This is a genomic window from Plantactinospora sp. ZYX-F-223 (assembly GCF_039649625.1).
Classification (GTDB): Bacteria; Actinomycetota; Actinomycetes; order Mycobacteriales; family Micromonosporaceae; genus Plantactinospora.
In genome coordinates this window covers 31,090-53,212 of sequence record NZ_JBDJAV010000005.1, presented here as the reverse complement: position 1 = coordinate 53,212, position 22,123 = coordinate 31,090, and the positions used below count along the sequence as shown (strand labels likewise).

20 protein-coding genes and 1 pseudogene are annotated in these 22,123 nt (G+C 73.2%); 8 read left to right on the top strand and 13 right to left on the bottom strand.

Annotation, left to right across the window (positions count from 1 at the left end; translation table 11 throughout):
- Window positions 1-9 precede the first annotated feature (9 nt).
- The gene (locus AAH979_RS06630) at window positions 10-627 is read right to left on the bottom strand and encodes an HAD hydrolase-like protein (protein ID WP_346257138.1); all 618 of its coding nucleotides are present in this window, start codon (window positions 625-627) and stop codon (window positions 10-12) included.
- A gap of 95 nt (window positions 628-722) precedes the next feature.
- On the opposite strand from AAH979_RS06630, the gene AAH979_RS06625 reads away from it, so the two are divergent.
- Window positions 723-3,182, top strand: coding sequence for a helicase-associated domain-containing protein (locus AAH979_RS06625; protein WP_346257137.1), 2,460 nt, complete (start codon window positions 723-725; stop codon window positions 3,180-3,182).
- A gap of 15 nt (window positions 3,183-3,197) precedes the next feature.
- On the opposite strand, the gene AAH979_RS06620 is transcribed toward AAH979_RS06625, so the two are convergent.
- Both AAH979_RS06620 and AAH979_RS06615 read right to left on the bottom strand, forming a co-directional pair.
- A complete protein-coding gene (locus AAH979_RS06620) occupies window positions 3,198-3,452 on the bottom strand; it encodes a hypothetical protein (protein WP_346257136.1) in 255 nt (84 codons plus the stop codon).
- An 88-nt stretch (window positions 3,453-3,540) separates the two neighbouring features.
- On the bottom strand, window positions 3,541-4,422 hold the full coding sequence (locus AAH979_RS06615) for a L,D-transpeptidase family protein (RefSeq protein ID WP_346257135.1): 882 nt from the start codon (window positions 4,420-4,422) through the stop codon (window positions 3,541-3,543).
- A 150-nt stretch (window positions 4,423-4,572) separates the two neighbouring features.
- Between AAH979_RS06615 and AAH979_RS06610 the strand changes: the two genes are divergently transcribed.
- Entirely contained in the window at window positions 4,573-6,252 is a 1,680-nt protein-coding gene (locus AAH979_RS06610) for a DNA repair helicase XPB (RefSeq protein ID WP_346257134.1), read from the top strand.
- A gap of 16 nt (window positions 6,253-6,268) precedes the next feature.
- On the opposite strand, the gene AAH979_RS06605 is transcribed toward AAH979_RS06610, so the two are convergent.
- The 5 genes from AAH979_RS06605 to ligD (AAH979_RS06585) form a co-directional block, all read right to left on the bottom strand.
- A complete protein-coding gene (locus tag AAH979_RS06605) occupies window positions 6,269-6,637 on the bottom strand; it encodes a hypothetical protein (RefSeq protein ID WP_346257133.1) in 369 nt (122 codons plus the stop codon).
- A gap of 13 nt (window positions 6,638-6,650) precedes the next feature.
- Window positions 6,651-7,406, bottom strand: coding sequence for a hypothetical protein (locus tag AAH979_RS06600; RefSeq protein ID WP_346257132.1), 756 nt, complete (start codon window positions 7,404-7,406; stop codon window positions 6,651-6,653).
- Window positions 7,407-7,434: 28 nt separating this feature from the next.
- Window positions 7,435-7,737, bottom strand: coding sequence for a type VII secretion target (locus AAH979_RS06595; RefSeq protein ID WP_346257131.1), 303 nt, complete (start codon window positions 7,735-7,737; stop codon window positions 7,435-7,437).
- A 69-nt stretch (window positions 7,738-7,806) separates the two neighbouring features.
- The gene (ligD, locus tag AAH979_RS06590; protein WP_346257130.1) at window positions 7,807-8,724 is read right to left on the bottom strand and encodes a non-homologous end-joining DNA ligase; all 918 of its coding nucleotides are present in this window, start codon (window positions 8,722-8,724) and stop codon (window positions 7,807-7,809) included.
- Entirely contained in the window at window positions 8,714-9,667 is a 954-nt protein-coding gene (gene ligD / locus AAH979_RS06585) for a non-homologous end-joining DNA ligase (protein ID WP_346257129.1), read from the bottom strand. The genes ligD (AAH979_RS06590) and ligD (AAH979_RS06585) overlap by 11 nt, the downstream gene beginning before the upstream one ends.
- A gap of 168 nt (window positions 9,668-9,835) precedes the next feature.
- Here ligD (AAH979_RS06585) and AAH979_RS06580 point away from each other — a divergent pair, with 168 nt between their 5' ends.
- Window positions 9,836-10,858 carry a Ku protein gene (locus AAH979_RS06580; RefSeq protein ID WP_346257128.1) on the top strand — a complete coding sequence of 341 codons (1,023 nt, stop codon included), beginning with the start codon at window positions 9,836-9,838 and terminating at the stop codon, window positions 10,856-10,858.
- A gap of 14 nt (window positions 10,859-10,872) precedes the next feature.
- Here the strand turns inward: AAH979_RS06580 and AAH979_RS06575 are convergent, their stop codons facing one another.
- Window positions 10,873-11,805 (bottom strand): DUF5995 family protein, encoded by a 933-nt coding sequence (locus AAH979_RS06575; protein WP_346257127.1) that lies wholly within the window; start codon window positions 11,803-11,805, stop codon window positions 10,873-10,875.
- 342 nt (window positions 11,806-12,147) lie between these two features.
- On the opposite strand from AAH979_RS06575, the pseudogene AAH979_RS06570 reads away from it, so the two are divergent.
- Window positions 12,148-12,783: pseudogene (locus tag AAH979_RS06570) on the top strand (HAD family phosphatase); the annotation flags it as partial.
- On the top strand, window positions 12,781-13,152 hold the full coding sequence (locus AAH979_RS06565; RefSeq protein WP_346257329.1) for an Mth938-like domain-containing protein: 372 nt from the start codon (window positions 12,781-12,783) through the stop codon (window positions 13,150-13,152). The pseudogene AAH979_RS06570 and the gene AAH979_RS06565, both read left to right, overlap by 3 nt.
- A gap of 471 nt (window positions 13,153-13,623) precedes the next feature.
- On the opposite strand, the gene AAH979_RS06560 is transcribed toward AAH979_RS06565, so the two are convergent.
- Window positions 13,624-14,595, bottom strand: a complete 972-nt coding sequence (locus AAH979_RS06560) for a quinone oxidoreductase (RefSeq protein WP_346257126.1) — start codon at window positions 14,593-14,595, stop codon at window positions 13,624-13,626.
- Between the two features lie 456 nt (window positions 14,596-15,051).
- Here AAH979_RS06560 and AAH979_RS06555 point away from each other — a divergent pair, with 456 nt between their 5' ends.
- Complete coding sequence (locus AAH979_RS06555; protein WP_346257125.1) at window positions 15,052-15,879, top strand: FkbM family methyltransferase; 828 nt, start codon at window positions 15,052-15,054, stop codon at window positions 15,877-15,879.
- Window positions 15,880-15,916: 37 nt separating this feature from the next.
- Here the strand turns inward: AAH979_RS06555 and AAH979_RS06550 are convergent, their stop codons facing one another.
- The gene (locus tag AAH979_RS06550; RefSeq protein WP_346257124.1) at window positions 15,917-17,647 is read right to left on the bottom strand and encodes an acyltransferase family protein; all 1,731 of its coding nucleotides are present in this window, start codon (window positions 17,645-17,647) and stop codon (window positions 15,917-15,919) included.
- 514 nt (window positions 17,648-18,161) lie between these two features.
- Between AAH979_RS06550 and AAH979_RS06545 the strand changes: the two genes are divergently transcribed.
- Complete coding sequence (locus AAH979_RS06545) at window positions 18,162-19,187, top strand: NADPH:quinone reductase (protein WP_346257328.1); 1,026 nt, start codon at window positions 18,162-18,164, stop codon at window positions 19,185-19,187.
- A gap of 36 nt (window positions 19,188-19,223) precedes the next feature.
- Here the strand turns inward: AAH979_RS06545 and AAH979_RS06540 are convergent, their stop codons facing one another.
- Together AAH979_RS06540 and AAH979_RS06535 are read right to left on the bottom strand one after the other, a co-directional pair.
- On the bottom strand, window positions 19,224-19,775 hold the full coding sequence (locus tag AAH979_RS06540) for a hypothetical protein (protein ID WP_346257123.1): 552 nt from the start codon (window positions 19,773-19,775) through the stop codon (window positions 19,224-19,226).
- Between the two features lie 131 nt (window positions 19,776-19,906).
- Entirely contained in the window at window positions 19,907-20,821 is a 915-nt protein-coding gene (locus AAH979_RS06535) for an NADP-dependent oxidoreductase (protein ID WP_346257122.1), read from the bottom strand.
- 393 nt (window positions 20,822-21,214) lie between these two features.
- Here AAH979_RS06535 and AAH979_RS06530 point away from each other — a divergent pair, with 393 nt between their 5' ends.
- Window positions 21,215-22,084, top strand: a complete 870-nt coding sequence (locus tag AAH979_RS06530) for a DUF559 domain-containing protein (protein WP_346257121.1) — start codon at window positions 21,215-21,217, stop codon at window positions 22,082-22,084.
- The last annotated feature ends 39 nt before the right edge of the window (window positions 22,085-22,123 follow it).

Sequence of the window (22,123 nt, the reverse complement as noted above, 5' to 3'; positions counted from 1 at the left end):
TTTCTGTCCTCACAAGGCTAGCCGCATCAACCGCCGGAGCGCCTGCGGGAATCCGGTAAGGTCCGCGAGCACCAGGTCGGCGCCGGCCGCCCGCAGCTCGTCGCCGTCGTGCGAGCCGGTGGTGACACCGAGTCCGGGGATGCCGGCGGTCCGCGCCGCGAGCATGTCGGCGACGTGGTCACCGACGTAGAGTTCCGCGCCGTGCGTGGTCAACGCGGCCGCCTTCTCCGCCGCGAAGAGCTCGCCGACCAGCTCGTCGACCTGCATGCCGAGGTGTTCCAGGTGCAGCCGGGCCAGCGGGCCGTACTTGCCGGTGACCACCACCACCCGCAGGCCCACCGCCCGTACCTCGGCCAGCGCCTCGACCGCGCCGGGCAGCGGCCGGGACATCGTGATCGCGTACTCCGCATAGAGCGACCGGTAGAGCTCGACGGCCTCCTCCAGCCGCTCCGCCGGAAACCAGTTCCGCAGTTCCGTGCGGAGCAGCGGGCCGAGCCGGGAGACCGCGGCGTCGGCGTCGACGTACACCCCGGTGGCGGCGGTCAGCGCCCGGTAGGCGGCGGCGATCCCGGGCCGGGTGTCGATCAGGGTCATGTCGAGGTCGAACCCGACCGCTGCGGCAGTCACGCCGCCATGATCGCACGCTCGGCGGAAACCGCCCTCGGCTCCGCTCGGCGTCCGGCGCGCACGACGGGCGCCTGGCCGGATAGCGTGGAAAGACGATGACCACACTCGCCGACCACCTGCGGGCGCTGCCCGACGAGGCGCTGGCCGCCCTGTTCCGGCTGCGTCCGGACCTCGTCGTGCCGGTACCGACCGATCTGTCCGCCCTGGCGGTCCGCGCCCAGTCCCGGGTGTCGGTGGCCCGGGCCCTGGACGGGCTCGACGAGTTCACCCTGCGGATCCTGGACGCGGCGCGGCTCACCCGTGACCCAGATCATGGCGAAACCGCCACGGAGACGATCCTCACTCTGGTCGCCGGGACCGGCCGCCGGGTGGACCGGGCCGCGATCCGGTCGGCCGTCGACCGGCTCCGGGCGCTCTTCCTGCTGTACGGGCCGGAGGAGTCCCTGCGGATCGTGCCGGGCGTGGACGAGGTCTGCTCGCCGTACCCGGCGGGGCTGGGCCGGCCGGCCGCGGAGCTGGACCCGGAGACGGCGGCGCTGGTCGCGGACCCGGCCCGGTTGCGCCGGACCCTGCTGGCCGCGCCGCCGCCGGCCCGGGCGATCCTGGACCGGCTCGCCGCCGGGCCCCCGGTGGGCACGCTGCCGGCCGCCGCCCCGCCCGGCGAGGGCGCCGCCGCCCCGGTCTCCTGGCTGGTCGACAACCGCCTGCTGGTGCCGGTCACCGAGCCCAGCGGCCTGGCCGGCAAGCCGACCGCCGTCGAACTGCCCCGGGAGATCGGCCTGCTGCTGCGCCGCGAGTCCGGCCCGCTCGGCCCGCTCCGTCCCACCCCGCCGACGGTGGCCGGGACGGCCCGGGAGCCGAAGGCCGCCGACTCCGCCGGGGCCGGCCAGGCGATGGAGGCGGTACGGCACGCCGAGGCGCTGCTCGAACAGCTCGCCGTCGAACCCGCCCCGGTGCTCCGCTCCGGTGGGCTCGGGGTACGCGACCTGCGCCGGCTGACCCGGGCCACCGGGCTGGACGAGTCGACCGCCGCACTGCTGCTGGAGGTGGCGTACGCGGCGGGCCTGCTCGGCGAGTTGGACCTGCCCGGTGCCGCCACCCGCAACGGCGCGGACCAGCAGATGCTGCCGGCCGCCGGCTACGAGGGCTGGCGGGACGGCTCGCTGGCACACCGCTGGGAGCACCTGGCCCGGGCCTGGCTCACCATGACCCGCCAGGTGGGGCTGGTCGGCCAGCGCGACGACCGGGACCGGCCGATCACCGTACTCTCCGCCGAGGCGGAGCGGGCCGGGGTACCGGCGGTGCGTCGGGCCGTCCTGGACGTCCTCGGTGACCTGGAACCCGGGGCGGCGCCGAGCGTCGACGAGGTGGTCGACCTGCTCGCCTGGCGCTCACCCCGGCGCAGCCTGGGCCGGGAGGCCGGGCAGCGGGAGGTACTGGCCGAGGCGGCACTGCTCGGCGTCACCGGGCTCGGCGCGCTCACCACGTACGGCCGGTTGCTGCTGGCCCAGTGGACCGCCGGGGAGACCCGGCCCGGCGAGCCCGGCGACGATCCGCTCGGCGTGCGGCCGGACGCGGACGGTGCGGCCGGGGGCGGCTCCGCCGCGGTCCGGGCCCTGGACGCGCTGCTGCCGGCGCCGGTCGACCACTTCCTGGTGCAGGCCGACCTGACCGTGGTGGTGCCGGGGCCGCCGGAGCCGACCGTCGCGGCCGAACTGGCGACGGTGGCCGAGCACGAGTCGGCCGGCGGGGCCAGCGTGTACCGGGTCACCGGGGCGAGCGTGCGCCGGGCGCTGGACGCCGGGTACGCGGCCGAGGACCTGCACGCGCTCTTCACGCGCCGGTCCCGGACGCCGGTACCGCAGGGGCTGACGTACCTGATCGACGACGTGGCCCGCAAGCACGGCGGGCTCCGGGTCGGGTCGGCCGGGGCGTACCTGCGCAGTGACGACGAGGCGCTGCTGACCGAGGTACTCGCCGACCGCCGGCTCGCCCCGATGTCGCTGCGCCGGCTGGCGCCGACCGTACTCACCACCCCGCACCTGGTGGGGCGGCTGCTCGCCGCGCTGCGCGAGGCCGGGTACGCGCCGGTCTCCGAGGACGCCACCGGCGCGACGGTGCTGACCCGGCCGAAGGTACGCCGGGCGCCGGCCCGGGGCTCGGTCGCCAACCGGGTCGCCGATCCACTGGCGACGCCGAGACTGAGCCCGCCCCGGCTGCTCGGCATCGTGGAGCAGATCCGCCGGGGTGACGCCGCGGCCCGGGCAGCGCGGCGGGCGCCGAGCACGGTCCGGGGCGCGGGGCGGCCGGGCGGGGCGGGTCCGGGGATGCCGACCGCGCACGCGCACACCCAGGCGCTGGCCGTACTCCAGCAGGCGGTCCGGGACAAGGCGCTGGTCTGGGTCGGCTATGTCGACGCGCACGGCGCCACCGCGTCCCGGCTGGTCCGGCCGGTCTCCATCGGCGCCGGCTACCTGCGCGCCGAGGACGAGCGCACCGAGATGCTGCACACCTTCGCGCTGCACCGGATCACGGCGGCGGTGCTGGACGAGTGACCCGTCCGGCGTGACTCAGTCGCGGCGGTGCTGCCGGACCGAGCCGACCACGGAGACGATCAGCAGCAGGGTGAAGGCGGCGCCGAGCCCCTCGCCGAGCGAGTCGACGAAGCCCTGCTGCTGCACCAGCCAGCCGAAGAGCACCCAACTGGCCAGCAGCACCGCCACGGTGGCGTACGCCAGCACGGTGGCCCGGGAGACGGGCGCCGGGACGGGTGGAGGGGCGATCGGGGGGTCTGTCTCGGACCTCACCTCGCCGTCGACCGTCATCTGCGAACCTCCCACCACCGCGGTCTGCCCGAGAGTCCAGACTCGCACCTGGCCGGCGGTTATGACAGGTTCACCGGCCGAAGTCGCGTCAGGTGCCCGGCCGGCGACCGATCACGTGCACCCGGGTCCCCACCTTGCCGAGTTGCCACATCCGGCGGGCGTCACCCGGCAGCAGGTTGACGCAGCCGTGTGAGCCGATCGCCTTGTTGTGCAGGTACGTCGTCGTCTCGTGGAAGCCGATCCCGCCGACGAAGCGCTGCCAGTACGGCAGCCACACCTCGTACGGGTCCGACCACTCCTTGGTGTTCCGGAAGTTGATGCTGTAGGTGCCGGCCGGCGTGGCGTACCCGGACATGCCGGTGCGGGTGACGGTGGGCGGCATCACCACCTTGCCGCCGCGCATCGCCCAGACGGTCTGCTGGGTCAGGTCGACGCAGAATGTCGTACCGCTGCCGGTCCTGCACCTGCCGGTGTCGGTGCGGGCCAGTCGCCGGGCCACGTCGGCGGTGGTCGGGCCGGCCCGGCCCTCGGCCGGCCGGATGTCGTAGCGGCGCTGGAACTTCTTGATCGCGGTGCAGTCGGCGGCCGACTGCCGGCCGTCGACGGTGACCTCGCCGAACCCGCCCAGCCGGGCCAGGTAGCCCTCGACCTCGCGCTGCCGCTCGCCCTGCGGGCAGCCGGCCGGCGGCTTCGGCGAGCTGCTGCGGGTCGGCTTCTTCGTCGGCGCCTTCGTGCGCGGCGACGTCGTCGGCGCGGGCTTGCCCCGGGTGGTACGCGGGCTGGGGGTGGCTGCTCCCTGATCCGGCGCGGGCGGCGCGCTCGCCCCCGTTGCGTCCTCCGCCCCGACCGGCGTGAGCCCCCCGGCGGCTCCCGACTGGTCCGACTGCGGATCAAACGCGCACGCACCGGCGCCGAACAGGGCGACTGCCACTAGAGTGATCAGACCGGTGCCGAGACGCGTCAGTACCATCTGCCCTCCCCAGAAGCCGTCGACAGCTAGACGCACGGGAGTACCGCTTCGGTTGCGCCAGGTGAAGAATTTTTCCGGTTCGTTATCCATCGTGCAAGACTGGAGGGTCGGCGCGTGGGACGCCCGACCTGGAACGGAAGGGCGTGCGGCGTGAGCGGCGGACCACTGATCGTGCAGTCGGACAAGACCCTGCTGCTGGAGGTCGACCACCCGGACGCGCTGGCCTGCCGGATGGCGATCGCGCCCTTCGCCGAGCTGGAGCGCTCGCCGGAGCACGTGCACACCTACCGGCTGACCCCGCTGGGCCTGTGGAACGCCCGGGCGGCGGGGCACGACGCCGAGGGCGTGGTCGACGCGCTGCTGCGGTTCTCCCGCTATCCGGTGCCGCACGCGCTGCTGGTCGACGTCGCCGAGACGATGGACCGGTACGGCCGGCTGCAACTCGTCGCGCATCCCACGCACGGCCTGGTGCTGCGGGCGGTGGACCGGATGGTGCTGATCGAGGTCGCCAAGAGCAAGAAGCTCGCCGGCATGCTCGGCGCGAAGGTGGACGACGACACCATGGTGGTGCACCCGTCCGAGCGGGGCCGGCTCAAGCAGGCGCTACTCAAGCTCGGCTGGCCGGCCGAGGACCTGGCCGGCTACGTGGACGGCGAGGCGCACCCGATCGAGCTGGCCACCGAGGGCACCGACGGGCGGCCTGCCTGGGAGCTGCGGTCGTACCAGCGGGAGGCGGTGCAGACCTTCTGGGCCGGTGGGTCGGGCGTGGTGGTGCTGCCCTGCGGGGCCGGCAAGACCCTGGTCGGGGCCGCCGCGATGGCCGAGGCGAAGGCGACCACGCTGATCCTGGTCACCAATACCGTCGCCGGCCGGCAGTGGAAGCGGGAGCTGATCGCCCGCACCTCGCTGACCGAGGAGGAGATCGGGGAATACTCCGGCGAGCGTAAGGAGATCCGTCCGGTCACCATCGCGACGTACCAGGTGCTGACCGCACGGCGCGGCGGCGCCTTCACCCACCTGGACCTGTTCGGCGCCCGGGACTGGGGCCTGGTGATCTACGACGAGGTGCACCTGCTGCCGGCGCCGATCTTCCGGTTCACCGCCGACCTCCAGGCCCGGCGCCGGCTCGGCCTGACCGCCACCCTGGTCCGGGAGGACGGCCGGGAGGGCGACGTCTTCTCGCTGATCGGCCCGAAGCGGTACGACGCGCCGTGGAAGGACATCGAGGCGCAGGGCTGGATCGCCCCGGCGGACTGCACCGAGGTACGCGTCACGCTGACCGACGCCGAACGGATGGCGTACGCGGTCGCCGAGCCGGAGGAGCGCTACCGGGTGGCGGCGACCGCCCGGACCAAGCTCCCGGTGGTGAAGGCCCTGGTCGACCGGCACTCCTCCGACCAGGTGCTGGTGATCGGCGGCTACATCGACCAGCTCCACGAGCTGGGCGAGGCGCTGGACGCGCCGATCGTGCAGGGCTCGACCACCAACAAGGAGCGGGAGCGGCTCTTCGACGCGTTCCGGGCCGGCGAGATCTCCACCCTGGTCATCTCCAAGGTCGGCAACTTCTCCATCGACCTGCCGGAGGCGGCGGTGGCGATCCAGGTCTCCGGCACCTTCGGGTCGCGGCAGGAGGAGGCGCAGCGGCTCGGCCGGGTACTCCGGCCGAAGGCGGACCGCCGGCAGGCGCACTTCTACACGGTGGTCTCCCGGGACACCATCGACACCGAGTACGCCGCGCACCGGCAGCGCTTCCTCGCCGAGCAGGGGTACGCGTACACGATCGTCGACGCCGACGACGTACTCGGCCCGCCGCTGCCCAGCGTCGACTGAGCGGGGCGGGAGCGGCTCAGTACCCGTCGGGGTGGTCGCGCCACCACCGTTCGCGGTCGCGGCGCTCCCGCGCCAACTGCTCGCGCAGCGCGGCGAGTTCCCGCTCGCCCTCTGCGGCCAGCTCGGCCTTCTCCTCCTCGGAGGTCTCCGCCCAGCGCCGCGCGAACTGCTCCAGCCGCGGGTTGAGCGCCGAGGCGAAGACCGGCGAGGTCGCCATGTCGCGTAGTCCGCGCCGGCCGGCCAGCACGTCGGCCACCAGCCGGCGGAACTCCGGGTCGTCGGTCCGTTCGCTGAGAATCTTCAGCGAGTCGCGTAGCCGGTGGGAGAGCGCCGGGTCGCCCCCGGCGACGTCGAGCAGCGGTTCGTCGTCCTTCGGTGGTCTCATCTGCGGCTCCGGCTCACTCGCGGTGGTGGGAAACGGGCGGTTCGGCCGGCGGCCGTACTGCCGGGTGGTCGTACTCCCTCGCCGGCAGGAGCGGCAGGCTGGTGTCGCTCACCTCGCCGAGCAGGCCGGCGACCACCCCGCTGAACGTCTGCACGAGGTTCCAGATGTCGTTGTGCACACTCAGGATCGCCTGCCACTTCGCGACGGCCTGACTGGCGGTGAACGCGATGCTGGCTCCGCCGAGGATCGGGCCGATGACGGTGGGAGCCGAGGCGGCGGTCGCGGCCATCTCGATGCCGATCGCGATCAGCAGGTCGCCGAGCCCCTCCAGCAGGCCCTTCAGGGCACCGGCCGTCTCGTAGACGCTGAACGCCGTCACGTCCAACTGCCAGCCGAGTTGGACGAGAACGCCGATCTGGCCCCTGAGCACCTGCACGACGCCACTGAAGTACTCGTCGGCGGCGTCCCGGGCGTTGCCCTCCCAGCCGTACCCGACGACGGCGACCGCGGAGTTGAGGGCGCTCGCGCACGCCTCGTTGAAGGCGGCCAAGGTCTGCACCGCCTTGCCGGCCGTCTGCACCGCCTGCCAGTCGCCGGTGAACTGCTCGGCAGCCCACTGGAAGGGGTTGGTGCCCAAGACGAGGTTCATCGCCTCGCCCACCCAGTACGACGGACTGATGTACTGCGGCAGGCCGAGGTAGTTCTCCAGCTTGTCCGGGATCGGATCCTCGACCTTCGGGTCGATCAGTTCGTCCAACGGGTCGGCCATGCCGGTCGTCCCTCCTCTCCGCCCGCGCTCAGTAGGTCTGGTCGAGCTGTGCGGCCGCTGCCGCGTCCGTGGTCTCGTAGAAGTGCGCGACCCGCTCGACCTCCTCGGCGGAGAGCCGGAGGACGTTCTCGAGTTGGGCGTAGGAGAGCAGGAGCTGGCCCCTGATCGAGGCGACGGCGTCGAAGACCGTCTGGAACAGCGGTCCGGACGAGCCGCTGATCTCCAGCCATTTGTCGTTGTACTGCTGTGCGCCCACCGAGTCGTTGACCAGGTCGGTGAGCGCGGCGCCGAACTCGCGGATGACCGCCGGATCGGCCTTGAAGGACGGCACGTTTCCCCCCGTACAGAGCTGTGCGGCACAGACGCGTCGAGGGTGCCAGGCACCGGCTTCAGATCGGCTTCACCTCATCGGCAGTTCCGGGCCGCCGTCGAGCAGCTCGATCAGCAGGTCGCCGTACTCCTCGATCCGGTCCAGCACCTCGGCGGCGGGAAACTGGCGGACGGCGCCCGGCTCGCCCTCGGCGGCGGCCTCGACCTCGGCCCAGTGCAGCGGGGTGGAGGCGGACGGCACCGGCTGGGCCCGCAGCGAGTACGGCGCCACGGTCGTCTTCGCCGCGTTGTTCTGGCTCCAGTCGATGAAGACCTTGCCGGGGCGGAGTCGCTTCGCCATCTGCGCCGTGATCGACTTCGGCGCCTCCCGGGCCAGCTCGTCGGCGACCCGCCGGGCGTACCCGGAGACGGTGTCGGCGGACTGCCGGCCCGAGATCGGGCAGAGCAGTTGCATGCCCTTGCGGCCGGAGGTCTTCGGGTAGCTCTCGACGCCGTCGGCGGCCAGCCGCTCCCGGATCAGCAGGGCGACGCCGCAGCACTCGGCCAGCCCCGCCGGGGCACCCGGGTCGAGGTCCATCACCATCAGGTCCGGGTCGGCGTCGACCTTCCACTGTGGGGTGTGCAGCTCCAGTGCGGCGAGGTTGGCCAGCCAGACCAGTGTCGGCAGGTCGTCGCAGACGACGTAGTCCAACTCCTCCCGGTCCTTGGACGAGCCGGGTGACGGCAGCCGCTCCAGGCGTACCCAGTCCGGGGTGCTGGCCGGGGCGTTCTTTTCGAAGAAGAACGCGCCGTCGACCCCGTTCGGGTAGCGGATCCGGGTCAGTGGCCGGTTGCGCAGGTGCGGCAGCAGCGCCTCGGAGACCCGGGTGTAGTAGTCGATCACCTCACCCTTGGTGAACCCGGACGCCGGATAGAGCACCTTGTCCAGGTTGGACAGCTCAAGGCTCCGGCCCTCGACCTCGACCCGTACCCGCTGTTCACGCGCCATCGACGTCCGCCACGGTCTTGTCGGTGCGCAGCCGGCGGATCCGGGGGAACCGCAGCCGGCCGTCCGGCGTGCGCTGGCCGTACTTCACCTCCACCACGATCTGCGGAGTTACCCAGATCGCGCCCCGGGCATCCTCCCGGGGCACCGGGGTTACGAACGGCGAGACGCCGGTGCGCAGCGGCTCCAGCACGGCCAGCAGCTCCCGCTCGATCGCCGCGCCGATCCCGCCGCCGACCCGGCCCCGGTAGACCAGCCCGCCGTCCGGCGCCGGCACCCCGACCAGCAGCCCGCCGATCCGGCGTACGCCGGGCCGCCAGCCGCCGACCACGAAGTCGTCGGTGATCTCCAGTTTCACCTTCACCCAGTCCGGCGACCGGACCCCGGCCCGGTAGACCCCGTCGACCCGTTTCGACACCACGCCCTCCAGCCCGTGCTCGCCGGCTGCCTGGTAGGTCGCCCGGCCGTCCGGGAAAACCGGCGGTACCGCCCAGCGCGGCCCGGCCAGGCCGAGCGCCTCCAGCGCCTCCCGGCGACGCCGGTACGGCCACCCGGTCAGGTCCGTCCCGTCCCGCCGCAACAGGTCGAAGATCATGTACGTCACCGGCAGGCTCGCCGCCAGCCGGGCGGCCCGGGCCGGCTCCCGGACGTGCATCCGCTCGGCCAGCGCGGTGAACGACGGCTGCCCCTGCTCGGTCAGCACCACCACCTCGCCGTCCAGCACCACGTCGGCCAGCCCTCGCTCGGCGAGCTGGGCGCGGAGCGCGGCAAGCTCCGGATAGGCGGCGGTGATCTGCACGCCGGATCGGGCGTAGAGCCGCAGCTCGCCACCGGCGAAGTCGGAGATCGCCCGTACCCCGTCCCACTTGAACTCATGCACCCAGCCGGGGCCTGCGGGCAGCTCCCCGGTGACCGCGAGCATCGGCTTGACCGGGGTGCCGGGCACGATCCTCACTCTAGGTCCGCGCCGAAACACTCGCGTCCGGTTCGATCCGGTGCGATCCTGGATCGAACCGGTCGTCCGCACCGGCATGGCGGGGGTACCGGCTGCTCGGGGGGCACTTTTCACTCGACGGGGTGAATATCCGCCCGGAGAGGGGAAGGTACTCAGATCATGCGGGCTATCTGGCGCGGAGCCGTCTCGTTCGGGCTGGTCTCCATCGGGGTACGGGTCTACTCGGCGACCGAGGAGAAAGACATCCGGTTCCACCAGGTGCACCGCACCGACGGGGGCCGGATCCGCTACAAGCGGGTCTGCTCGATCGACGGCGAGGAGGTCAGCTACGACGACATCGCCAAGGGATACGACATCGGCGGCGGCGAGATGGTCATCCTCACCGACGAGGACTTCGCCGAGCTGCCGCTGAGCACCTCGCACGCGATCGACGTGCTGGAGTTCGTCCCGGCCGAGCAGGTCGACCCGATCCTCTACAACAAGGCGTACTTCCTGGAGCCGGACGGTGCGGCCGCCAAGCCGTACGTGCTGCTCCGGGACGCGCTGACCGACTCGGAGCGGGTGGCCATCGTGAAGGTGGCGCTGCGGCAGCGGGAACAGCTCGCCACCCTGCGGGTCCGGGAGGGCGTACTGCTGCTCAACACCATGCTCTGGCCGGACGAGATCCGGCGCCCCGACTTCGGCTTCCTGGACGAGGACATCAAGGTGCGCCCGCCGGAACTGGCGATGGCGAGTTCGCTGATCGACTCGATGGCCGGCGAGTTCGAGCCGGACATCTTCACCGACGACTACCGGGCCGCCCTTCAGGAGGTGATCGACGCCAAGGTCGAGGGCCGGGAGGTGGTGCAGCCGGAGGAGGTCGAGGAGGCGCCGGCGGCGGCGGTCGACCTGATGGCGGCGCTGCGCGCGTCGGTGGACCGGGCCCGGGCCGCCCGGGGCGAGGAGCCGGCGGGGGCCGGCGCCGGGCAGCCCACCCCGATCTCGGCCGCCAAGTCCGCGAAGGCGGCCGCGGCGAAGAAGGCCACCCCGGCCGCGAAGAGGGCGGCCAAGAAGACGGCGGAGAAGTCCACCGGGGCGAAGAAGGCGGCCGGAGCGAAGAAGGCGGCGACCAAGTCGGGTACGGCCAAGAAGGCCGCGGCGAAGAAGGCCGCCCCGAAGAAGGCGCCCCGCAAGACCGCCTGACCGCTCCGCCGCTGTCAGTACGCCGGCGGCAGGCCGAACGGGTACGCCACCGGCGGCGGAGTGCCGTTCCGCTCGGCGCAGTGGGCGGCCCGGGGCTCCGGCCCGGTGAACGGCGGGACGTAGCTGGTCAGCGTGGCGAGTCCGGTGGCGATCGCCACCGCGCTGGACTCGATGTCGAGTTCGACAAGGGTCCGGGCGAAGGGGGTACGGGCGCCCGCCAGTCGTACGGCGTTGCGCCACGCCTGCTCCCGCCAACTGACCAGCAGCCCGAGGGCGGCGCTGGTCGGGATGCCGGTGTCGAAGCCCTCCCGGTCGAGCCGGGCGATCAGTTCGGCGAGCAGCGGGTCGATCACGGCGGCGAGGATCTCGTTCACCTTGTCGTGGTCGGGTTTGCGGCTGCTGCCGTCCGGCGCGGTCAGTCCGACCCGTTCGAGCACGTACGGCAGGTCCCGGTTGATGTGCGCGTTCATCCCGAGCATCAGGTCACCGGCCCCGCTGAGCCGGCGGGACCGGGCCGCGTCCAGGGCGGCCAGCCAGGCTCCCGGTACGGTGGAGCGCCGCCCGGCGGCCCAGTCGTCGTACGCCCGGTAGTAGTACTCGGCGAAGAGCGCGCCCTCCCGGTTGACCCAGGCGTTGTCGGCGAAGTATCCGTCCTGGTCCCGCCCCCACTTGAAGCCCTGGGTGGTCCGCAGGTAGGCGAGCGTGAAGGTGGCGTGGTGGCCGCAGGACCGGCCGAGCGCGGCGAACCGCTCCCGCAGCCGCGCGATCGTGTCGTCCACGCATCCGGCCCCGCCGTCCGGGCAGGTGTCCGGGACGGCGGCCCGCACCACCGCCCCGTCCGGTCGGTACGGCGACGGCGCGGCGCCGGCCGGTGGGGCGGGCGGCAGCACTCCGGTCACGCCCAGCGCGGTCGCCAGCAGAGTCCGCGTCGCCGTCCACCGTCCCATGTCCGCCCCCAGATGATGATCGACGTCAATGTCGACATCATTCCGAATCTGAGTGACCAGTCAGGAACATTGGTCCGATACCCGACTCGACCAGCAAAAAGAGCCGGACCAGCCGCTACCCTGGCGGCCAATCCGGCCGGCGCAGGCCAGCGTGCCGCGCATGGTGTTCGGGCATGAATAGTTTCAAGGACGGCTCGCCGGACCTATCCGGTGGCATACGCGACTGTCAACACCTGCCAGGGGGCGTTAGCCCCTTATCTGAAGATAATCCGCTTAGGCTGGATCCGGGATGGCCGCGCCGCGCGTACGGCCGGCGGCGCGCGACTGGGGCAGGATGGAGGCGTGGTGGATGCGGTGGTCTTCGACCTGGACGGCGTACTGGTGGACTCGGAACCGGTCTGGGAGCGGGTCCGCCGACGGCACGTCGACGCCTCCGGCGGCCGGTGGCAGCCCGACACCCAGCGCCGGCTGATGGGGATGAGCACCGGCGAATGGGCCCGCTACCTCGGCGAACTCGGCGTACCCGGCAGTGCCGAGCAGATCGCGACCGACGTGGTCGACCAGATGGCCCAGGAATACCAGAGCCACCTGCCGGTGATCGACGGCGCGCCCGAGGTGGTCCGCCGGATCGCCCGGCACTGGCCGCTCGGACTGGCCAGCTCGTCCCCGCGCCGGCTGATCGACGTGGCGCTGGACGCCATGGGGCTGACCGACCAGTTCCGGGCGACGCTCTCCACCGAGGAGGTGGCCCGGGGCAAGCCGGCCCCGGACGCCTACCTCGCGGTCGCGCAGCGCCTCGGCGTGCCGGCCGACCGCTGCGTCGCGATCGAGGACTCCAGCAACGGGGTACGCTCGGCGGCCGCCGCCGGGATGCGGGTGGTGGCGATCCCGCACGGGTCGTACCCGCTCGACCCGGACGCCGAACAGCTCGCCGCAGTGGTCCTGCGGCACGTCACCGACCTCACCGAGGAGACGGTGCCGCCGGCCCGGTCGCCGCGGATCCAGGAGATCTCCTGGGGCCGGATGGTGGTCGACGGGCTCGGCGAGGGCAAGGACTTCAAGCTCTATCCCGGTGGCGGCCGGCCCTGGGACTGGACCGAGACCGGCACCCGGCACGAGCCCGGGATCCAGCCGGCGGACGTCGAGGAACTGCTCGACAACGGGGCGACCCGGGTGGTGCTCGCCGAGGGCTTCGACGGGCGGCTCCGGGTCGACCCGGCGACGCTGCGGTTCCTCCATGAACGGGCGGCCGAGGTGCACGTGGCCCGGACCGACGAGGCCGTCGAGCTCTACAACAGCCTCGCCGCCCGGGAGCCGACGGGCGGCCTCTTCCACTCCACCTGCTGAGTCACTCCACCTGCCGAGTCACTCCGGCTGCGCAGCGCTATCCCCGGCCCTCCAGCCGCGGCGAACACGAGGTCGGCGGTGCGCTTCCAGCTCGGCAGCCGGCGCAGACCGGCAGCCACGCCGACCCGGAACGGCGGCAGCCCGGCGAACGCCGGGCTCTCCCCGGCCGAGGTGGTTGTCGGGAATCAGGAACGAGTGCGCGACCGGCGCCAGCACCCCGATCTGGTGGCGTACGTGCCGCAGGTCGGGACGGGCGTCGATCTCTCCCGAACGGCCACGTCCGCCGGCCGATACCAGTACCTGTTCGCGAGCCTGTCGAGCTGCCCCCTTGTGCGCCCGGCCCGCGACACCGAATCCACGGCGATCAGGTGCCCCGGCTGTGCACCCAGCTCTACAGTCTCTCCACCGGACTCCTCTGGCCAGCCCCGGGCCGGCCCTGCGACAGCGCCAGCCGGCCGCCGGTCACCGGACTCAACCGGGCAGCAGCAGCGACTTGCCGCTGGTACGCCGGCCTTCCAGGTCGGCATGTGCCCGGGGCGCGTCAGTGAGCGGGTACGTCGCGCCGATCCGGATCGACAGCCGCCCCGCGTCAATCCAGCCGAACAGGTCGGCGGCCCGACCGAGCAACTCGGCGCGGCTCTCGATGTGCTGCGGCAGGGTTGGCCGGGTCAGATAGAGCGAGCCTCCGGCGGCCAGCCGCTCGGTCTGCAACGGCGGTACCGGCCCGCTGCTGGCGCCGTACGCGACCAGCAGGCCACGGCGGCGCAGCGCGGCCAGGCTGTCGTCGAAGGTGGTCCGGCCGACCCCGTCGTAGACGACCGCCGCACCGGCACCACCGGTCACCTCGCGGACGGTGTCCAGGAACGTGTCGTACCGGGCGACGTGGTCCGCGCCCGCCTGACGGGCCAGTTCGGCCTTCTCGTCCGTCGAGGTGGTGCCCACGACGACGCCACCGCGCAGCTTGACGAGCTGGGTGAGCAGCAGCCCGACCCCACCGGCCGCCGAGTGCACCACGACCGGCTCGCCAGCCGTCACCGGATGGGTGGTGTGCGACAGGTAGTGCGCGGTGAGCCCCTGCATCATCGCCGCCGCCGCGACCGGGAAGTCGACGTGCTCGGGTACCGGCACCGCCCGCTCGGCCGGGATCGCGACCTGCTCGGCGTACCCGCCGGGCACGCTCACCCAGGCGACCCGGTCGCCCACCGCGAAACCCTCGACCCCGGGCCCGAGCGCCGCGACCGTGCCGGCGCCCTCCTGCCCCGGCACCGCCGGCAGGTCGCCCGCATACGGCTGGACGCCCTGCCGCTGGTAGACGTCGGTGAAGTTGACCCCGACGGCGGCGACGTCGACGAGGAGCTGACCGGCGCCGAGCTGCGGCGTCGGGGCGTCCACGATCTCCAGGACCTCCGGTCCGCCGTGTCGCCGCATCAGCACTGCCCGCATGCGGCCATCGTCTCCCGTACGCCGCCCCGGCACCCCCGGATCGCCGCGATCGGGCGGGAGGCTCTGGCGAGTCGTCGGCGCGTCCGGCCCGGCTCTCCGCCGCCCGGGCGCCGGGCGGACCGGTGTCGGCTTTCCGACCGGATCGGTCGGTGGGGTGGGACGGCTCCGCCCGGCGGGGACCCCCGGGCAGATTCACGGGCCCGACGGAACAGCGCCTGACAACGGGGTTTGTGCGGCGTACGACCGGGTGCGCCGGGAGTGTCCCGCGTCCCGGGCACTACCAGGGAAAACGCGAGACGGTTCCGCATATTACTCCGTTGAGTATCAGTACTGTTGCTCTAGGTGATTGTCTGCGTACCATGCCCGAGGAGCAGGCCCTACTGGAGGAGGTCGCTGGAGCCGGCGGCCCACCGGACGCGTGACAACCCCCAACGATCAGCGAGAACGGTCAACGGTATGCCAACTTTTCGATCGACGCTGCGCCGCGCCTACCACCAGTCCGGTGCCCACCACGTCCGTCGGGCCGCCCACCGGATCGCCCTCCGTACCCGGGCAGGGGCGTTCCGCAACGAGATCGGCGTCGTACTGCACGCCGACCACACCGACATCAGGGGCACCGAACTCGCCGTCTACAAGGGAAACCTCGACCGGAAGGCGGTGGCCGCCTGGCGGCGCCTGGTCTCCGAGATCCGGCCCACCGTGGCGATCGACGTCGGCGCCAACTACGGCGAGGTGGCCTTCTCGACCTGCTACTACGGCCTGCGCGAACTGCATCTCGTCGAACCGAACCCGGCCGTACTCCCCTGGCTGCGCAAGACGATCGCGGCGGCCACCGGCGACTACCCGGGCACCGTGCTGCACGCGGGTGCCGCCAGCAACCGGTCCGGTACCGCCCGGCTCAATCTGCACGAGCACACCGGCGTCGCCTCCCTACGGGTGCACAACGACCGGGGCGTCGAGGTGGAGTGCTTCCGGCTCGACGAGCGGATCGCGCTCGGCGACGACGACTCGCTGCTGTTCAAGATCGACGTCGAGGGTCATGAGCAGGCCGCCCTGGCGGGGATGGCCGGGCTCTTCCACCGCCGCCGGGCCGCCGGCATCTGCGAGATCCTGCACGCCGACGACGACCTGCTGAAATACCTCTGCGCCAACTTCGCGGTCGCCCTGCAACAGGGCGGCCGGGAGCAGCCGGTGGACGAGTCGCAGTTGCGCGACACCGTCGCCCGGGCCCGGGAGACCGGCTGGGGCGACCTCAGCAAGGACGTGGTGCTCCGGTCGCGCTGACCCCGGCGGGCGTCGCCGACCCGGCGGGCACCGACGGCTACGGGACGCAGACGAACTGGGGATCGGCCCAGACACCGACCGCGCCACCGGACGGACTGCTGGTCACCAGGTCGACGAAGCTGGCGCGGGCGATCGCCACGTCGATCTGCTCGGCACTGTCCGCCCGGCTACGTACGCCCGACTCGAAGACGGTCACGTCGTCCGCGCGTACCGCGAAGGCGACCTCGACATCGTCGGCGCCGACGTCGATCACGGCCCGGAGCCGTTCGCAGCCGGCGGGCGGCTGCACCCGGACCCGGCTGGGCGCCGCGGTGAGCACCGCGCGCGGATAGACCTGGCCGTGCACGGTGACGGAACCGGGGGACGACCCGGCGGCCGGGGTCGGCGAGGGCCGCTCCGAACTCCCGTCCAGCAGCATCGGCAGGTCGGAGAGGTAGTAGGTGACCTCGGCCGGGGAGGGCTGGGCCTGGCTGCGTGTCGTCACCCCGGGCCACAGGTTGAGCGCCATCACCCCCAGGCTGACGGCCAGCACCGCGACGGTCGAGGCCATCGCCCGGTGCCAGCGCCGCGCCGCCACCTCGGGCGACACCGTCGGTCCCGACGGCCCGGTACGGGCGGTCCCGCGCCGGGACGGGCTGACCCGGGCCGGGACCAGCGCCGGCCGGCGGCGGGCGGCCAGATCCTCGATCCAGCCGAACAGCACCACCGCCACGGCCACCAGCAGCCAGACGGCGGCCAGCCGGAGGGTGACGGTCTGCACCCAGCCGGAGACGGCCAGCGGGGCGATCAGCGCCCCGGCCAGCACCCCCAGCGGCAGGTGCCACAGATAGACGGTGACCGCCCGGGCGTTCAACAGCTCCACGAGGCGGTCCAGCAGGCGGATCCGGCCCAGCCAGTCGAGTCGGGGCCGGAACCGGAGCACCGCCGCGACGAACGCCATCGACCACAGGGTGTTGCCGCCGGCGATCCGGTTCAGGTCGTAGTTGCCGGTCGACCAGCCGACCGCCAGCACCCAACCGGCGCCGGTGAGCGCGAGCAGCCCGACGGCGAGCGCGTACCGCCGGGCGGGGATCCGGCGCAGCAGCCCGTCGTGGTGCGCGAAACCAAGCAGCCAGCAGGCCAGGTACGTGCTGACGTTGGTCGCCTGCTCGTTGAAGTACCCGCCGACGTTGACGATGTTGAACCGGAACGCGATCGGCAGGGCCACCGCCAGCGCCAGGCTGTGCCAGGGCCAGCGGCGGAACGCGGCGAGCAGGGCCGGCGAGAGCAGCACCAGCCACAGATAGGTGACGATGTACCAGAGCACGACGTTGTAGGCCCAGGCCCACGACTGGTCGCCGACCGGCGGGGTACGGGCGGGGAAGACCCACCAGACCAGCTCGCCCCAGCCGAGTGCCGCGGTCGGTGCCGTACGCCAGCCGGTGACCAGCAGCAGCGTGACCGCCACCGCCCCGAACCCCCACAGCGGGGGCAGCAACCGGCGCAGCCGCCGCCCGACCGCGCCCCGGCCGGTACGGTCCAGCGAGCCGGCCATCAGCGAGCCGGCGAGCGCGAACATCAGCCCCATCGCCGGGAACAGCACGGTCAGCCAGATCCAGCCGAGTACGTGGTACGTCACCACCCGGATCAGCGCGGCCGCCCGCCACAGGTCCAGGTACCGGTCCCGACCGCCCGACGAGCCGCCGGCCCGAGCACCCGACGAGCCGTCCGCCGGCCCAGCCGCCGGTACGACCGCAGCCGGCACCGCAGGCTCGGCTGAGGTTCCCATCGGCGTCTCCACGTCTCCGGTCGGCCGCGCCCGACGGTCCCGGGCGACTCGTACGTCGTCGGAACGGGCGACCCGGAACGCCTCCGGCGACTCCCCGCCAACGCCGCCCGCCCGGCCACCAGCTCCAGCCGAACCGCCCGGCAGGCCGGCGCCCGCGACAGACGGACCCTTGCCCAACAGTCCTACCCGACAAACCTGAACGATCCCTGACCGGGCATTCGCGGCGTGTTCCCCGTCGCTTCCCGGCCTGACCCGGCCGACCGCCCGCCAGACGCCGGAGGTCGACCACCGGTCAGCCCTGTGGCGACGGCGGCACGAGATGCGGCCGCCCGGCCCAGTCTGTGACGCCGCACACCCGGGCCCGGCGACGAAACTCCGGCGATCCACCCGTTCGGGCAGCAAGATGGTGATCGGTCGTAACGCGTACGGGTCCGGCCGGCGGATCGGGGCGAGCGGGCGGCCCGCGGATCGAGACGAGAGGTGATCGAGCGTGGCAGCACCGGAGAAGTCGACGATGAAGGCGGCGGTCTACCAGCGCACCGGCGATCCGTCCGTACTCGAGGTGGTGGACCGGCCGGTGCCGGAGCCGGGCCCGGGGGAGGTGCTGGTCCGGGTCGCCGTCTCGGGGGTGAATCCCACCGACTGGAAGTCGCGGCAGGGCGACGGTTCCGGCGCGCCGCCCCGGGGCGGCTGGCAGATTCCGAACCAGGACGGCGCGGGGGTCATCGAGTCGGTCGGTACCGGTGTCGACGCGAAGCTCACCGGTGAGCGGGTCTGGATCTGGGAGGCGGCCTGGCAGCGGCCGTGGGGGACCGCGGCGGAGTACACGGTGGTGCCGGTCCGGCAGGTGGTGCGGCTGGGCCCGGCCTCGTTCGACCTCGGCGGGGCCCTCGGCATTCCGTTCATGACCGCGCACCGCTGCCTGACGGTCGGCGAGACGATGCCGGACCGCCTCGACGTCGGCGCGCTCACCGGGCGCACCGTCCTGGTCCAGGGCGGGGCGGGCGCGGTCGGCAATGCCGCCATCCAGCTCGCCCGGTGGGCCGACGCCACCGTCATCGCCACGGTCAGCAGCGCCGAGAAGGCCCAGCTCGCGGTCGCGGCCGGCGCGTCGTACGTGATCAACTACCGTGAAGAGGACGTGGTGGCCGAGGTCCGGAAGATCACGCCGGACGGGGTGGACGCGATCGTCGAGGTCGCCGCCGCCCGCAACGCCGAGGTCGACTGCCAGGTGATCGGTGCGAACGGCGCGGTCGCGGTGTACGCCGACGACGACGGCGCCGCGCTCACCCTGCCGGTCCGCCCGCTGATGGTGCCGAACGTCCGCTGGCAGTTCGTGCTGCTCTACACCCTGTCGGCGGTGGCCAAGGCGCACGCCGTGACGGACGTCGCCGCCGCCGCGTCGTCCGGGGTGCTCCGGATCGGCACCGACGCGGGCCTGCCGCTGCACTACTACCCGCTGGACGAGGTGGCCCAGGCGCACGCCGCCGTGCAGAACTCGGCGGTCGGCAAGGTACTGGTGGTGGCCAGCGAGTCCTGACCACCACCGGTCCGGGTCGGCCCGTGCCGGGCGGGGTCAGCGGTGGATCGTGGGCGGGCCGGCGTACGACCAGGTGATGCCGTCCGGGGAGAGCCATCCGCCGGAGGAGTCCTGGTTGCCGGACTGGGCGTAGCCGCCGGGAACGGGTACCGCCGAGGCACCCGGGCCGACCGGGATCTCCCGCAGCCGCTCACCCTGGTCGAGTCCCTCGAACATGATCGGGTTCTCGCCGGCCAGGATTCCGGCCTGGATCACCAGCACACCGTCGGGCCGGACCGCGGCATCGATCATCCGATCGCCGACCTGGGCCCGCGCGGCCGTACGCCGCCAGCTCCGCCCCTGGTCGACGCTGCGGTAGACCCGCAGCTCGCCGTCGACCTGGCCGACCGCGTACGCGACCCGGTCGCCGATCGCCAGTGCGGCGGCCCCCGCGTTGCCACCCGCCTCGACGTCCTCGGGCAGCACCGACTGCCGCCAGTTGCGCCCGCCGTCCCAGCTCATCCGGATCGCGCTGCCGCTGTAGATGGCGACGTTCTCCGAGACGGTGCCGTTCTCCTCCTGCCGCTCCGGCGGGTCGTCCGGTGACATCCGAATCGGCGGGCGCCCGAACCGGGCTCCGTGCACACCGGCAGCGTCACCCCGGCACCGTGACCGCTCGGTCCTGGCGTGCGGCACCGGCCGGCTCGGCGTGCGGGTAGGCGGGGCAGGCCCGTGCGCCGCTACGGCACGAGGACGATCTTTCCGCGCAGCCGCCCCGCCTCCACCAACCGGTGGGCGTCGGCCGCCTCCGCCAGCGGCAGCGAGGCCGCGACCCGGGTCCGCAGCCGTCCCTTGGCCACCTCGGTCATCAACTCGGCCAGCATCGGCTGGTCGAGCCGGACCATGACCGTCTGCTGCCGTACCCCGCGCGGCGGATCGAGCGGCGGTACCGGTCGGGTCGTCACCAGCGTGCCGCCGTCGGCGACCGCGGCGCCGGCCGCCGCCCCGACCGGTACCGCGTCGAAGACCGCCGGGACCGGGCCGAGCTCGGCCAGCTCGGCGGAGCGGGGCACCACCTCGGCGACGCCGAGGCCGCGTACCCACTCCTCGTCGTCGGAGCTGGCCACCGCGATCACCCGGTGACCGGCCCGGGCCGCCAACTGGGCGGCGAAGCCGCCGACCCCGCCGCTGGCGCCGGTGACCAGCACCGTCGACCCGGAGGCCAGCGACATCATCTCCAGCCCCTGCCGGGCGGTCAGCGCGTTCAGTGCCACGGTGGCCGCCTCCGCCGCGTCCAGCTCGTCCGGTACGCCGACCAGCCAGTCTGGCCGGGCCACCACGAACTCGGCGTACGCCCCGACGCCGCCCCGGGTGAGGTACCACGGCACCATTCCGGCGACCCGGCTGCCGGACCGGTAGTCGGTGACCCCGTCCCCGAGGGCCACCACGTCACCGGCGAAGTCCCAGCCGAGCAGGAACGGCGGCTCGATCGGGCCGCCGGGGATCTGACCGGCCCTGGCGGCGACGTCGGCGGGGTGCACCGCCGCGGCGCGTACCCGGACGAGGATCTCGCCGGGGCCGGCGACCGGGTCCGGCCGCGCGACCACCCCCAGCACACCGGGACCGCCCAGTGCCGTCACCGCCACCGCTCGCATCGCTCGCCCCTTCCGCGTGGCCAACATCCTTCCCGGCACGACATCGAGTTGGCAACGGGTCGGATCCCGACCCGACCGGCCGACGGCGGGACAGGGACCGGACCGGCAGGTGGCCCCGGGTGTCGCTGGATCGTGTGCTGGTACTGCCCCTCTGGGGGTACCAACAGCACACGATCCAGCGGCACCCATCGGTTGTCCACAGGGGCAGGGATGGGGGTGGAGGCGGGTGGCAGGGCGCGGGATAGTCGGCGGATGCCGCGCCCTGCCAGGGATCCCCAACCGCGTCGCGCTGGCGGGACGGGACCGCGTCGGGAGATAGCGCCCGGATTGCGGCCGCCACCGCCACCGGACGCGGACGAGTTGACCTACCTGTGTTGGCTCCAGGACGACGTAGTGAGCCGGCGACAGGCGCTGCGGCACCTGTCGGCCAAGGCGCTGCAACACCGGTTGGCGACCGGCCGGTGGCAGATCATGTCCCGGGGCGTCTACCTCGCGCACAACGGCCCGGTGACCCGCGAGCAGCGACGCTGGGCGGCGGTGCTCGCGGGCGGCGCCGGACGGCGTGCCGTGCTGGCCGGACTCTCCGCCCTGGAGGTGCTGGGGATGCGCGGTTACCACAGCGCGACGCTGCACGTCCTGATTTCCGCGCGTCGCCAGGATCGCGATCCCCCACCGGGCGTCGTGGTGCACCGCACCCGGCATCTGACCGCCGCCGACGTTCATCGGCTGGGCCAGCCGCCGTGCACGATGCCGGCCCGGTCACTGCTCGACGCGGCACAGTGGGCCGGGGACGACGAGCGGGCCCGGGCGATCATCGCCGCCGGTTTCCAGCAGCGGCTGGTCGACGGCCCGGAACTGGACAGGGCCCTGGCCCGGCTACCCCGGCTGCGTCGGCGGGGCCTCATCGTGGCGGCAGCCGCGGACGCGCGTGTCGGTGCGGAGTCCGTCGCGGAGTCAGACCTGCTCCGGCTCTGCCGGCGGGAGGGCCTGCCGCCACCCAGCCGGCAGGTACGGCGTGCCGACTCCCGGGGGCGCCGCCGCTATCTCGACGTCCACTTCGAGCAGTGGAAGGTGATGGTCGAAATCGACGGCGCACAGCATCTGGAGGTACGCCACTGGTGGGCGGACATGCGCCGGCAGAACGATCTCTGGATCAGCGGCATCCGGATACTCCGCTTCCCCGCCTGGTTGGTACGGGACCGCCCGGCCGAGGTGGCCGCACAACTGCGCGCCGCCCTGCTGGCCGCCGGCTGGCGCCCGTGAAGGCAACCGGCAAACGTGTTCTCCCGATGCCCCTCCAGG

Excerpts from the sequence above, each read along its gene's own strand:
- AAH979_RS06625 (WP_346257137.1), top strand. The coding sequence starts at position 723 with ATGACCACACTCGCCGACCACCTGCGGGCGCTGCCCGACGAGGCGCTG.
- AAH979_RS06620 (WP_346257136.1), bottom strand. The coding sequence starts at position 3,452 with ATGACGGTCGACGGCGAGGTGAGGTCCGAGACAGACCCCCCGATCGCC.
- AAH979_RS06615 (WP_346257135.1), bottom strand. The coding sequence starts at position 4,422 with ATGGTACTGACGCGTCTCGGCACCGGTCTGATCACTCTAGTGGCAGTC.
- AAH979_RS06605 (WP_346257133.1), bottom strand. The coding sequence starts at position 6,637 with ATGAGACCACCGAAGGACGACGAACCGCTGCTCGACGTCGCCGGGGGC.
- AAH979_RS06600 (WP_346257132.1), bottom strand. The coding sequence starts at position 7,406 with ATGGCCGACCCGTTGGACGAACTGATCGACCCGAAGGTCGAGGATCCG.
- ligD (WP_346257130.1), bottom strand. The coding sequence starts at position 8,724 with ATGGCGCGTGAACAGCGGGTACGGGTCGAGGTCGAGGGCCGGAGCCTT.
- AAH979_RS06580 (WP_346257128.1), top strand. The coding sequence starts at position 9,836 with ATGCGGGCTATCTGGCGCGGAGCCGTCTCGTTCGGGCTGGTCTCCATC.
- AAH979_RS06575 (WP_346257127.1), bottom strand. The coding sequence starts at position 11,805 with ATGGGACGGTGGACGGCGACGCGGACTCTGCTGGCGACCGCGCTGGGC.
- AAH979_RS06560 (WP_346257126.1), bottom strand. The coding sequence starts at position 14,595 with ATGCGGGCAGTGCTGATGCGGCGACACGGCGGACCGGAGGTCCTGGAG.
- AAH979_RS06555 (WP_346257125.1), top strand. The coding sequence starts at position 15,052 with ATGCCAACTTTTCGATCGACGCTGCGCCGCGCCTACCACCAGTCCGGT.
- AAH979_RS06550 (WP_346257124.1), bottom strand. The coding sequence starts at position 17,647 with ATGGGAACCTCAGCCGAGCCTGCGGTGCCGGCTGCGGTCGTACCGGCG.
- AAH979_RS06545 (WP_346257328.1), top strand. The coding sequence starts at position 18,162 with ATGAAGGCGGCGGTCTACCAGCGCACCGGCGATCCGTCCGTACTCGAG.
- AAH979_RS06540 (WP_346257123.1), bottom strand. The coding sequence starts at position 19,775 with ATGTCACCGGACGACCCGCCGGAGCGGCAGGAGGAGAACGGCACCGTC.
- AAH979_RS06535 (WP_346257122.1), bottom strand. The coding sequence starts at position 20,821 with ATGCGAGCGGTGGCGGTGACGGCACTGGGCGGTCCCGGTGTGCTGGGG.